13 protein-coding genes are annotated in these 11,632 nt (G+C 62.1%); 10 read left to right on the forward strand and 3 right to left on the reverse strand.

Annotation, left to right across the window (positions count from 1 at the left end):
• The first annotated feature begins 16 nt into the window (after positions 1-16).
• Genes hisA through coaA form a run of 4 tightly spaced genes read left to right on the forward strand, consistent with a single transcriptional unit; the run spans position 17 to position 2,879 of the window.
• On the forward strand, positions 17-760 hold the full coding sequence (gene hisA, locus J2X76_RS27965; RefSeq protein WP_310220824.1) for a 1-(5-phosphoribosyl)-5-[(5-phosphoribosylamino)methylideneamino]imidazole-4-carboxamide isomerase: 744 nt from the start codon (positions 17-19) through the stop codon (positions 758-760).
• On the forward strand, positions 757-1,545 hold the full coding sequence (gene hisF, locus J2X76_RS27970) for an imidazole glycerol phosphate synthase subunit HisF (RefSeq protein ID WP_113126973.1): 789 nt from the start codon (positions 757-759) through the stop codon (positions 1,543-1,545). The genes hisA and hisF overlap by 4 nt, the downstream gene beginning before the upstream one ends.
• Positions 1,546-1,563: 18 nt before the next feature.
• Positions 1,564-1,887 carry a phosphoribosyl-ATP diphosphatase gene (locus tag J2X76_RS27975; protein WP_113126972.1) on the forward strand — a complete coding sequence of 108 codons (324 nt, stop codon included), beginning with the start codon at positions 1,564-1,566 and terminating at the stop codon, positions 1,885-1,887.
• A complete protein-coding gene (gene coaA / locus J2X76_RS27980; protein ID WP_113126971.1) occupies positions 1,884-2,879 on the forward strand; it encodes a type I pantothenate kinase in 996 nt (331 codons plus the stop codon). Before J2X76_RS27975 ends, coaA begins: the two co-directional genes overlap by 4 nt.
• 31 nt (positions 2,880-2,910) lie before the next feature.
• Here coaA and J2X76_RS27985 read toward each other — a convergent pair whose 3' ends face one another.
• From J2X76_RS27985 to J2X76_RS27995, 3 genes are all read right to left on the reverse strand, one after another.
• Positions 2,911-3,522 carry an alpha-ketoglutarate-dependent dioxygenase AlkB gene (locus tag J2X76_RS27985; RefSeq protein WP_310220825.1) on the reverse strand — a complete coding sequence of 204 codons (612 nt, stop codon included), beginning with the start codon at positions 3,520-3,522 and terminating at the stop codon, positions 2,911-2,913.
• A gap of 26 nt (positions 3,523-3,548) precedes the next feature.
• The gene (gene arfB, locus J2X76_RS27990; protein ID WP_113126969.1) at positions 3,549-3,983 is read right to left on the reverse strand and encodes an alternative ribosome rescue aminoacyl-tRNA hydrolase ArfB; all 435 of its coding nucleotides are present in this window, start codon (positions 3,981-3,983) and stop codon (positions 3,549-3,551) included.
• A gap of 243 nt (positions 3,984-4,226) precedes the next feature.
• Positions 4,227-5,840, reverse strand: a complete 1,614-nt coding sequence (locus J2X76_RS27995; RefSeq protein ID WP_310220826.1) for a phosphoenolpyruvate carboxykinase — start codon at positions 5,838-5,840, stop codon at positions 4,227-4,229.
• 327 nt (positions 5,841-6,167) lie between these two features.
• Here J2X76_RS27995 and J2X76_RS28000 point away from each other — a divergent pair, with 327 nt between their 5' ends.
• From J2X76_RS28000 to ahcY, 6 genes are all read left to right on the forward strand, one after another.
• On the forward strand, positions 6,168-6,896 hold the full coding sequence (locus J2X76_RS28000; protein ID WP_113126990.1) for a response regulator transcription factor: 729 nt from the start codon (positions 6,168-6,170) through the stop codon (positions 6,894-6,896).
• A 95-nt stretch (positions 6,897-6,991) separates the two neighbouring features.
• Complete coding sequence (locus J2X76_RS28005; protein WP_405030112.1) at positions 6,992-8,755, forward strand: stimulus-sensing domain-containing protein; 1,764 nt, start codon at positions 6,992-6,994, stop codon at positions 8,753-8,755.
• Positions 8,752-9,216: an HPr kinase/phosphorylase gene (locus J2X76_RS28010; RefSeq protein WP_310220827.1), complete on the forward strand. Its 465-nt coding sequence runs from the start codon at positions 8,752-8,754 to the stop codon at positions 9,214-9,216. The genes J2X76_RS28005 and J2X76_RS28010 overlap by 4 nt, the downstream gene beginning before the upstream one ends.
• A 126-nt stretch (positions 9,217-9,342) precedes the next feature.
• On the forward strand, positions 9,343-9,744 hold the full coding sequence (locus tag J2X76_RS28015; protein WP_113126965.1) for a PTS sugar transporter subunit IIA: 402 nt from the start codon (positions 9,343-9,345) through the stop codon (positions 9,742-9,744).
• Positions 9,745-9,757: 13 nt separating this feature from the next.
• Positions 9,758-10,036 carry an HPr family phosphocarrier protein gene (locus J2X76_RS28020; protein WP_113126964.1) on the forward strand — a complete coding sequence of 93 codons (279 nt, stop codon included), beginning with the start codon at positions 9,758-9,760 and terminating at the stop codon, positions 10,034-10,036.
• A 175-nt stretch (positions 10,037-10,211) separates the two neighbouring features.
• Positions 10,212-11,612 carry an adenosylhomocysteinase gene (gene ahcY, locus J2X76_RS28025; protein WP_113126963.1) on the forward strand — a complete coding sequence of 467 codons (1,401 nt, stop codon included), beginning with the start codon at positions 10,212-10,214 and terminating at the stop codon, positions 11,610-11,612.
• The last annotated feature ends 20 nt before the right edge of the window (positions 11,613-11,632 follow it).

Below are 11,632 nucleotides of genomic sequence, written 5' to 3' on the forward strand. Positions count from 1 at the left end.
ACCAAGGACCAAAGACATGATTCTCTTTCCTGCAATCGACCTGAAGGACGGCCAGTGCGTGCGCCTCAAGCTTGGCGACATGGACCAGGCCACCGTCTACAATCCCGACCCGGCAGCCCAGGCCAAGGCATTCGAGGACCAGGGGTTCGAGTGGCTGCATGTGGTCGACCTGAACGGCGCCTTCGCGGGTGAAAGCGTCAACGGCGCCGCCGTCGACGCGATCCTGAAAGCCACCAGGAACCCGGTCCAGCTCGGCGGCGGCATCCGCACGCTCGATCATATCGAAAACTGGCTGGCGCGCGGGCTGGCCCGCGTCATCCTCGGCACCGTCGCGGTGCGCGATCCGGCTCTCGTCATCGAGGCCTGCAGGCAGTTTCCCGGCAAGGTCGCCGTCGGAATCGACGCCAAGGGCGGCAAGGTCGCCGTCGAAGGCTGGGCGGAAGCATCCGAGCTCGGTGTAATCGAGCTCGCGAAAAAGTTCGAGGGCGCCGGTGTTTCGGCGATCATCTATACCGACATCGACCGCGACGGCATTCTGGCCGGCATCAACTGGGCGTCGACGCTGGAACTCGCCAATGCCGTCTCCATCCCCGTCATAGCGTCCGGCGGGCTTGCCTCGCTCGACGATATCAGCCGCATGCTGGAGCCGGACGCCGCCCGGCTCGAAGGCGCGATCTCCGGCCGTGCGCTTTATGACGGGCGTATCGATCCCAAGGAAGCACTGGCGCTGATCCGCAGCAGACAAGGACGTGCCGCATGACCCTCAAAGCCCGCGTCATCCCCTGCCTCGACGTCAAGGACGGCCGTGTGGTCAAGGGCGTCAACTTCGTAGACCTCATCGATGCCGGCGATCCGGTGGAGGCGGCCAAGGCCTATGACGCCGCCGGTGCCGACGAGCTCTGCTTCCTCGACATCACCGCCTCTTCCGACAATCGCGAGACGATCTTCGACGTCGTCGCCCGCACCGCCGAGCACTGCTTCATGCCGCTCACGGTTGGCGGCGGGGTGCGTTCCGTCGCCGATATCCGCAAGCTGCTGCTTGCCGGCGCCGACAAGGTGGCGATCAATTCGGCGGCGGTCGCCAATCCGGATTTCGTGGCCGAGGCCGCCGACAAGTTCGGCAACCAGTGCATCGTCGTGTCGATCGACGCCAAGCGGCGGCGCAGCCAGGCCGTCGGCGGCGACAATCTGAGCGCCTGGGAGATCTATACGCATGGCGGTCGCAACGCGACCGGCATCGACGCGGTCGATTTCGCCATAAAGATGGTGGAGCGGGGTGCGGGCGAACTGCTCGTCACCTCGATGGACCGGGACGGCACCAAGAGCGGCTATGATCTGGAGCTGACGCGCATGATTGCCGACAGCGTTCGCGCGCCGGTCATCGCGTCGGGCGGCGTCGGAGACCTGGACGACATGGTCGCCGGCATCAAGCAGGGCCATGCGACGGCGGTGCTTGCCGCGTCAATTTTCCACTTCGGGACCTATACGGTGGGCCAGGCAAAGCATTATATGGCTGAGCACGGCATCGCCATGCGGCTCGACTGAGCCATCGGGAAGAATGTTATGAGTGAATTTTCCCTGAGCGATCTCGAAAAGATCGTTGCCGAGCGGGCCAAGGCTTCCCCGGACGAATCCTGGACGGCGAAGCTTTTTGCCGCCGGCCAGGAAAAGGCCGCCAAGAAGCTCGGTGAGGAAGCGGTCGAAACGGTGATCGCTGCCATCCAGCAGGATCGGAAAAATCTGACGGCCGAGAGCGCCGACCTCCTCTATCATCTTTTAGTCGTCTTGAATATCGCAGCGGTGCCGTTGCAGGATGTGCTCGACGAACTCCAGAGAAGGACCGGCCGGTCCGGCCTTCAAGAAAAGGCAAGCCGGCCGACATCATGAGCATTGCTTCCGAGACCGCCGAGGCACCCGCCCCCGAAACCGGCCCGAACATGGAATATTACTCGCCCTATCACCGCTTCAGCGCGGAGGAATGGGCGAAGTTCCGCGCGGATACGCCCCTGACGCTGACCGCCGACGAGGTCCAGAGGCTGCGCTCGCTGGACGACCCGATCGATCTCGACGAAGTCAGACGCATCTATCTGTCGCTGTCGCGTCTTCTGTCGACGCATGTGGAGGCGACGCAACGCCTCTTCCAGCAGCGCAACCGCTTCTTGAGCCTTTCCGACATCACCAAGACGCCCTTCATCATCGGCATTGCCGGGTCGGTGGCGGTCGGCAAGTCGACCACGGCCCGTATCCTCAAGGAACTGCTCGCCCGCTGGCCGTCCAGCCCGAAAGTGGATCTCATCACCACCGACGGTTTCCTCTATCCCAACGCGGTTCTCCAGCGCGAAAACCTGATGGAGCGCAAGGGTTTTCCGGAAAGCTACGACATCGGCACCATTCTTCGCTTCCTGTCGGCGATCAAGGCCGGCGAGCCGAATGTCAGGGCGCCGCGCTACTCGCACCTCACCTATGACGTGCTGCCCGACGAATATACCCTGGTCGACCGGCCGGACATCCTGATCTTCGAGGGCATCAACGTGCTGCAGTCGCGGGCGCTGCCGGCCGACGGCAAGATCGTGCCGATCGTCTCGGATTTCTTCGACTTCTCGATCTATATCGATGCCGACGAAGAGCAGATCCACACCTGGTATGTCCAGCGCTTCATGAAGCTGCGCCAGACCGCCTTTCGCGATCCGACCTCGTTCTTCAAGAAATACGCCGCGATCGATGCCGACGCCGCCCGCGCCGTCGCCGAAGGACTGTGGGAAAACATCAACCTCAAGAACCTGCGGCAGAACATCCTGCCGACTCGCCCGCGTGCGGACCTGATCCTGCGCAAGGGCCGCAATCACCTCGTCGAAACGGTCGAACTGCGCAAACTGTAAGCGATAGATCGCCGGCTATTGAGTAAAATCGTCAGCTATTCACCCGACGAAGCGTCAGGTTGATGCGCCCGCCATTCTTCAACAGCGTCGACGTGCCGGGGTAAATCCTGTCGACGCCGTGGAATGCGATACGCCCCTCCCCGCCCAGCACCACGATATCGCCGCTGGCCAGCCGGAAAGAACCCGTGGGGTCCTTGCGGTTCAGGCCGCCGACCCTAAAGAGGCAGCTATCGCCAAGCGAGACGGAGAGAACCGGGGCGGCAAGATCGTCCTCGTCCTTGTCCTGATGCAGGCCCATTTTTGCGTCGTCGGAATAGAAGTTGATCAGGCAGGCTTCCGGCGGTTTCGGATAGTCGGCGAGTTTTTCCCAGAGATCGAGGAGTTCCGGCGGGATGGCGGGCCAGGGCTTCTTCGTCGCCGGATGGAAGGGCTGGTAGCGATAGCCCTTGTCCCTGTCCGTCACCCAGCCAAGGGAGCCGCAATTGGTCATGCGCACCGACATGGGTTTGCCGGTGCCGGGCATTTCCGGCGTGTAGAGAGGCGCCTCGGCCACGACACCGCGGATCAGCTCGACCAGATGCTCCTGCGCCTGTCGATCCAGATAATCCGGAAAATGCCTGATGCCATTTGCAAGCGTCGCCAAATCAATCTCCGCGCCTGTTCCCGAGCCTAGTCTCCGCTCGGCCGGCCGCGCATCTTCTTGACATCCGAACGGCCGGATTTCTCCTTCAGCCGGCGTTCCACCGAACCCTTGGTGGGCTTGGTCTTCTTGCGCGGCGGCGGCGGCGGTTCGGCAGCCTTGAGGATCAATTCCTTCAACCGCTCGCGAGCGTCTTCGCGGTTGCGCTCCTGGCTGCGGAACCGGTTCGCCTCTATCATCAGCACCCCATCCTTCGACACCCGTTTTCCGGCGAGCCTGATGGCGTTTTCCTTCACCCGCTCGGGCAGGGACGGCGTGTTGACGATGTCGTAGAAAAGCTGGACGGCCGTCGAGACCTTGTTGACGTTCTGTCCACCCGGCCCGCCCGCCAGCACGAACTGTTCCGTCAGCTCCCATCCGGCGATGGTGATGCGGTTGTTGATGATGAGGGGATTGCTGGCCATGTCGCCTGTTTCACACAAAGCGCGGCAAAAGAAAACCACCGGCAACGAGAACGGCGGACGAGCCTTACGAACGTCATTCTCGGCCTTGTGCCGAGAATCTGCTGCCGGCTACCGTATCGATACGTAGCAGATCCTCGGCACAAGGCCGAGGATGACGCCTAGACGGATAGCCCGGCAAAAAGAAAACCGCCGGCCCAGGGATGTCATCCCCGGGCCGGCGGTTTCACGTGAATCCTTCAAGGATTACTCGGCGGCAGCGAGGATGCCCGGAGCCGCGCTCTTCACATTGCTGTCGACATGGTTTTCGTACTGCTCGAAATTCTGGATGAACATCGAGACGAGTTTCTTGGCATAGGCGTCGAAGGCGGCCCCATCCGCCCAGGTCGAGCGCGGATCGAGGATCGCATTGTCGACGCCGTCAACGGCAACCGGCACCGCGAACCCGAAATTCGGATCGGTGCGGAACTGGGCATTCTTGAGGCTGCCGTCGAGGGCAGCGCTGAGGAGCGCGCGGGTCGCCTTGATCGGCATGCGGCGGCCGACGCCGCAGGCGCCGCCGGTCCAGCCGGTGTTGACAAGCCAGCAATCGACGCCGTGGCGGGCGATCAACTCCTTGAGCAGATTGCCGTATTCGGCCGGATGGCGCGGCATGAACGGACCGCCGAAGCAGGTCGAGAACGTCGCTTCCGGCTCGGTCACGCCCTTTTCCGTGCCGGCGACCTTGGCGGTATAGCCGGACAGGAAGTGGTACATCGCCTGTTCAGGCGTCAGCTTTGCGATCGGCGGCATGACACCGAAAGCGTCGGCGGTCAGCATGATGATCGACTTCGGCTGCGGCGCGGTACCGGTCTTCGAGGCGTTCGGAATGAAATGCAGCGGATAGGCGCTGCGGGTGTTCTCGGTCAGCGAATCGTCGTTGAAATCCGGCACGCGGTTCTGGTCGAGCACGACGTTCTCGATCACGGTGCCGAAACGGCGGGTCGCGGCATAGATTTCAGGTTCCGCTTCGGCGGACAGGTTGATGGCCTTGGCATAGCAGCCGCCTTCGAAATTGAAGACGCCGTTTTCGCCCCAGCCGTGCTCGTCGTCGCCGATCAGCGTGCGGTTCGGATCGGCCGAAAGCGTCGTCTTGCCGGTGCCCGACAGGCCGAAGAACAGCGCCGTATCGCCGTTCGGGCCGACATTGGCCGAGCAATGCATGGGCATCACGCCCTGTTCCGGCAGGAAGTAGTTGAGAACCGAGAAGACCGATTTCTTGTTCTCGCCGGCATAGGAGGTGCCGCCGACCAGGATGAGGCCGTTGGTGAAATCGCAGGCGATCACGGTGTCCGTGCGGCAGCCGTGGCGGGCGGGATCCGCCTTGAAGCTCGGCAGGTTGATGATCGTCAGCTTCTCTTCGAAGCTCTCGAGCGTCGAACGATCCGGGCGGATGAGGAGGTTGCGGATGAACAGGGCGTGCCAGGCGAATTCGCTGACGACCCGGGTGGGGAGGGCGTATTCGGCATCGGCGCCGCCGACCAGGTCCTGGACGAACAGCGTCTTGCCGGCGGCATGAGCGAGCATGTCCTTCTTCAGGGCTTCGAAATGTTCGGGCTTCATGGGCTTGTTGTCGGCACCCCACCAGACGCGGTTCTCGGTGCCGGCGTCGCGGACGATGAACTTGTCCTTCGGAGAGCGGCCGGTGTGCTGGCCGGTAACGGCGCGCAACGCACCATCGATGGTCAGATCGGCTTCACCGCGACGAATTGCTTCTTCGTACAACTCGACCTCGGACGAATTGTAATAAACACGCGATACACCGCCGAGACCGATCGCCGCCAAACCCTTTGACGGGTTGTGAAGTCCAAACTCCTCCATGCGCGCACTCCTTCAGCTTGCCGTGGGAACTGACGCGAAATTAATGACAGATTTCTAAAAGGGCAAGAGGAGCCCGCAAAATTCTTTAATAATATCAATTATTTAATCGATTTAAAAAATTTTATTCCTCTTTAAATCGGTTTAGGAACGGTTTCAATCCGCATTCGCGCTATCATAAACCTCATTGCCGAAAGACGCGCCGCAAGCGTCCTCTTTATCTTTGCCACAATTTGTTCCACCTTTATACTCAAGAAGCGCGTCGGCTGATGCCGCCTGGCTGGGGGCGATTCCAGGAGATGCGCATAGATGATGACGGAGATGGAGAGTATGCAAACAATCGCGCTCGTAGATGACGACCGCAATATCCTGACGTCGGTGTCGATCGCACTGGAGGCGGAAGGATACAAGGTCGAAACCTATACGGATGGCGCTTCCGCGCTCGACGGGCTGATCGCCCGCCCTCCGCAGCTGGCGATCTTCGATATCAAGATGCCGCGCATGGACGGCATGGAGCTGCTGCGCCGCCTGCGGCAGAAATCCGACCTGCCGGTGATCTTCCTGACGTCGAAGGACGAGGAAATCGACGAGCTGTTCGGCCTGAAGATGGGCGCAGACGATTTCATCACCAAGCCGTTCTCGCAACGGCTGCTGGTGGAGCGGGTGAAGGCGATCCTGCGGCGGGCAGGTGCCCGTGAGGCGCAGGCTGCCGGCGGCACCGGCACCAAGGCGGCTGCGGATGCGCAGGCGGCCCGCACGCTCGAGCGCGGCCAGCTTGCCATGGACCAGGAGCGCCATACCTGCACCTGGAAGGGCGAGCCGGTGACGCTGACGGTAACCGAATTCCTCATCCTGCATTCGCTGGCCCAGCGGCCGGGCGTGGTCAAGAGCCGCGACGCGCTGATGGATGCCGCCTATGACGAGCAGGTCTATGTGGACGACCGCACCATAGACAGCCACATCAAGCGGCTGCGCAAGAAGTTCAAGATGGTGGACACAGACTTCGATATGATCGAAACGCTTTACGGCGTGGGTTACCGATTCCGCGAGGCGGCCTGATCCTTGCGAAAGGTTAACTTGAGGCCACGGCCGGACCAGCGTTAAGCTGGCCCGGTGGAAGGACTGCAGTGGCAGATCAGACATTCGACAACGAACTGGCTAGGGTGGAGAAGACCGAGGCACGCCGCGCACCGCGGCGCTTCTGGTCGCGCCCCTTCACGCTCATTCGTCGGGTGTTCGGCCACGCGGTGTTTTCCAGCCTCACCCGCCGCATCCTGTTCTTCAACATCGCCGCGACCGTGGTGCTGGTCGCCGGCATTCTCTACCTCAACCAGTTCCGCGAGGGGCTGATTGACGCGCGCGTCGAAAGCCTTCTGACCCAGGGCGAGATCATCGCCGGCGCGATTTCCGCCTCCGCCTCGGTCGATACCAATTCGATCACCATCGATCCGCAGAAACTGCTTGAACTGCAGGCGGGACAAAGCATCACGCCGGTGCCGAACGACGAGGACCTGGATTTCCCGATCGATCCCGAGCGCGTCGCGCCGGTCCTCCGGCGGCTCATCTCGCCCACCCGTACCCGCGCCCGCATCTTTGACGCAGATGCCAACCTGCTGCTCGATTCCCGCCATCTCTATTCCCGCGGCCAGGTGCTGCGTTTCGACCTGCCGCCGGTGGAAAACGAACAACAGACCTGGAGCGAATGGTTCGCCGGCCTCATCAACCGGCTGCTGCAGCCGGGCAACCTGCCAGTCTACAAGGAAGCGCCGGGCGGCGACGGCTCGATCTATCCAGAGGTCATGAACGCGCTGACAGGCGTGCGCGGCGCGCTGGTGCGCGTCACCGAGCGCGGCGAGCTGATCGTCTCGGTCGCCGTGCCGGTCCAGCGTTTTCGCGCCGTGCTCGGCGTGCTTCTGCTCTCGACCCAGGCCGGCGACATCGACAAGATCGTGCATGCGGAACGGCTGGCGATCATGCGCGTCTTCGGCGTCGCGACGCTCGTCAACATCCTGCTCTCGCTGCTGCTGTCATCGACCATCGCCAATCCGCTGCGGCGCCTGGCGGCGGCGGCGATCCGGGTGCGGCGCGGCGCCAAGCAGCGCGAGGAGATCCCGGACTTTGCCTATCGCCAGGACGAGATCGGCAATCTTTCCATCGCGCTCCGCGAGATGACCAACGCCCTTTACGACCGGATCGACGCGATCGAGAGTTTTGCGGCCGATGTCAGCCACGAGCTCAAGAACCCCCTGACGTCGCTCCGCAGCGCCGTCGAGACCCTGCCGCTCGCGAAATCCGAGGAGTCTAAACAGCGGCTGACGGAAATCATCTTCCACGACGTGCGCCGCCTCGACCGCCTGATCAGCGACATTTCCGACGCCTCCCGGCTGGACGCCGAGCTTGCCCGCTCGGATTCGACGCCGGTCGACATGGAAAACCTGCTCGGCAACCTGGTCGATATCTCGCGGCAGATCCGCACCGGGCGTAAGCCGGTGGAGATCGCTCTTGCGGTCGACAACAAGGCGGGCAACAAGTCCGCCTACCTCGTCAACGGCCACGACCTGCGCCTCGGGCAGATCATCACCAATCTCATCGAGAACGCGCGTTCCTTCGTGCCGGAAAAGGGCGGGCACATCTCGATCCGGCTCTCGCGGATAAAAGACCGCGTCGTCGTGACGGTGGAAGACAACGGTCCGGGCATCCAGGCCGAGGACATCGACCGGATCTTCGAGCGCTTTTATACCGACCGGCCGGAGGGCGAGAGTTTTGGCCAGAATTCCGGCCTTGGCCTGTCGATCAGCCGGCAGATCGCCGAGGCCCATGGCGGCTCGCTGAAGGCGGAAAACGTGCACGACGCCAAGACAGGCGCGATGACCGGCGCCCGCTTCACGCTGTCGCTGCCGGGCGGCGAAGCCCCATGAGCCGGGGGCCTGTCAATATCCACGCGACCGCGATCGTCATCGGCGCCAGAGGCCTTCTCTTTACCGGCCCGTCCGGAAGCGGCAAATCCATGCTGGCCTTCGCCTGTATCGCCGCCGCGAAGCGCCGGGGCGCCTTCGGGGCTCTGGTCGCCGACGATCAGGTCCTCGTCAACCGCTACGACGATCATCTGCTCGCCACCCGGCCGGATGCGATCGCCGGCTTCATCGAACTGCGCGGCACCGGCATCGCTCAGGTGGAGAGCGTCTCCGCCGCGGCACTGGACTTGGCTGTCGAAGTCATCTCTCTGCCGGAAAGCGAAAGGCTTCCGCCCGAAAACGAACGCTTCCAGATTGCTGGTCTCGGCGACCTTCCGCTGATCCGTATATGGCGCGGCGCACCCGATCCGCTGGCTATTCTGTCGGCATTTACGCCTGATTTTTACCACGAGATGCCGTTTTGATCATCCGGAAGCCTGATTTTTTGACTTGAACTTCGAATCTACTTGGAGAAGATGGCATCCCACCGCTGGACCGCTTTATTGCAATGCGATAATGGCGCCGAGTTTCCATAGCAGGGGGCAGTTTTCATGATCGGACTAGTGCTTGTCACTCATGGCAAGCTGGCTGAGGAATTTCGTCATGCGGTCGAGCATGTCGTCGGACCTCAGAAATTCATCGAAACCGTATCGATCGGTCCCGAGGACGACATGGATCAGCGGCGGCAGGATATCGTCGATGCCGTCACCAATGCCGATGACGGCCATGGCGTCATCATTCTGACCGACATGTTCGGCGGCACACCCTCCAACCTTTCCATTTCCGTCATGGAGAGCGGGCGCATCGAGGTCATTGCCGGCATGAACCTGCCGATGCTGATCAAGCTTGCCGGCGTGCGCAGCGACAACAACATGGAAAGAGCGCTCGCCGAAGCCTCCGAGGCCGGTCGCAAATACATCAATGTCGCAAGCCGCGTCCTCAGCGGCAAATGAGAACCCAGACCGGATGTCATCTCCCTCTCCCCGCGAATTCCTGATCGTCAACAAACGCGGCCTGCATGCCCGCGCCTCCGCCAAGTTCGTACAGATGGTGGAGAGCTTCGATGCGCAGATCACCGTCTCCAAGGATGGGACAACCGTCGGCGGAACCTCCATCATGGGCCTGATGATGCTTGCGGCCAGCACCGGCTGCTCCATCGAAGTCAGCGCCGAAGGTGTTCAGGCGGAGGAGGCGCTGAATGCGCTGGAGCAGCTCGTCGCCAACAAATTCGGCGAAGAAGCGTGACGCCGCCGCGACTTAACCTCTCCCTGACATAAACATATAAAGACCTCTTTATATCCCCGTTGCCAGTTTGCCGGAAGCCTGCTAAACCGCTGGCCAGTTTCCGTCTGCCAAGGCGGGTCTTGCCGCCTCCGTCAGGCACCCCGCCGGAGCGGCACCACCGAACATGGAGAGCTTTATGAGCACTGAGAAGGATTACGTCGTCGCGGATATCAACCTTGCCGCTTACGGCCGCAAGGAGCTCGACATCGCTGAAACCGAAATGCCGGGCCTGATGTCCTGCCGCGAAGAGTTCGGCACGTCGAAGCCGCTGAAGGGCGCCCGCATCTCGGGCTCGCTCCACATGACCATCCAGACGGCCGTTCTGATCGAGACGCTGCGCGAACTCGGCGCGGAAATCCGCTGGGCGTCCTGCAACATCTTCTCGACCCAGGACCATGCCGCCGCGGCGATCGCCGCCGCCGGCATCCCGGTCTTCGCCGTCAAGGGCGAATCGCTGACCGAGTACTGGGACTATACCGACAAGATCTTCCAGTGGGCCGATGGCGGCCTCTCGAACATGATCCTCGACGACGGCGGCGACGCCACCATGTACATCCTGCTCGGCGCCCGTGCGGAAGCCGGCGAGGACGTTCTCTCGAACCCGGGTTCGGAAGAAGAGGAAATCCTCATCGCGCAGATCAAGAAGCGCCTCAAGGCTTCGCCCGGCTGGTTCACCAAGCAGCGCGACGCGATCAAGGGCGTGACCGAAGAAACCACCACCGGCGTTCACCGCCTCTATGAACTCTCCAAGAAGGGCCTGCTGCCCTTCCCGGCGATCAACGTCAACGACTCGGTCACCAAGTCGAAGTTCGACAACAAGTACGGCTGCAAGGAATCGCTGGTCGACGGCATCCGCCGCGGCACCGACGTGATGATGGCCGGCAAGGTTGCGGTGGTCTGCGGTTACGGCGACGTGGGCAAGGGTTCCGCCGCTTCGCTCGCCGGGGCCGGCGCCCGCGTCAAGGTGACGGAAGTCGACCCGATCTGCGCCCTGCAGGCCGCCATGGACGGTTTCGAAGTCGTCGTGCTCGAAGACGTCGTATCCTCGGCCGACATTTTCATCACCACCACCGGCAACAAGGACGTCATCCGCATCGACCACATGCGCGCGATGAAGGATATGGCAATCGTCGGCAATATCGGCCACTTCGATAACGAGATCCAGGTCGCGGCGCTCAAGAACCTCAAGTGGACCAACGTCAAGCCGCAGGTCGACATGATCGAGTTCCCGAAGGGCAACCGTATCATCCTTCTGTCGGAAGGCCGCCTGCTCAACCTCGGCAATGCCACCGGCCATCCGTCCTTCGTGATGTCGGCTTCGTTCACGAACCAGACGCTGGCCCAGATCGAGCTCTTCACCAAGCAGGGCGAGTACAAGAACGAGGTCTACATCCTGCCGAAGCACCTCGACGAAAAGGTCGCCCGCCTGCATCTCGCCAAGCTCGGCGTGAAGCTGACGGAACTGTCCGACGAGCAGGCCGCCTATATCGGCGTTTCGCAGCAGGGACCGTTCAAGGCTGAACACTACCGCTATTAATCAATAGCCGGTTAATCCAC

It is taken from the genome of Neorhizobium sp. 2083 (assembly GCF_031455615.1).
GTDB lineage: Bacteria > Pseudomonadota > Alphaproteobacteria > Rhizobiales > Rhizobiaceae > Neorhizobium.